Source organism: Winogradskyella poriferorum (assembly GCF_050618035.1).
GTDB classification, from domain to species: domain Bacteria; phylum Bacteroidota; class Bacteroidia; order Flavobacteriales; family Flavobacteriaceae; genus Winogradskyella; species Winogradskyella poriferorum_A.
In genome coordinates this window covers 1-221 of sequence record NZ_JBODPY010000230.1, presented here as the reverse complement: position 1 = coordinate 221, position 221 = coordinate 1, and the positions used below count along the sequence as shown (strand labels likewise).

Genomic DNA, 221 nt, shown 5'->3' with positions numbered 1-221 from the left:
ATAGCCACTACGATACAATCCGGAATATCTTGCCAATAAGCTTGATAATCTATATTACAAGCCACAGGTTCAAAAAGATAGTCGCCATCCAAGACGACCACAAGTGGATAAGTTCGCTTGGTTTCTGGGTCATAATTACGTGGTAATTGAATTTTTAACTCTCTGGATTCCTGCAGTTTTTCAGATTCAATGGTCTTGTAAATGGCCTGAGCGCCTAAACC

General features: G+C 40.3%; 1 protein-coding gene. It reads right to left on the bottom strand.

Annotation, left to right across the window (positions count from 1 at the left end; translation table 11 throughout):
- Positions 1–221, bottom strand: a 221-nt coding sequence (locus ACRHOC_RS15585; protein WP_431159489.1) for an alpha/beta hydrolase-fold protein, incomplete at both ends; no start/stop codon positions are given.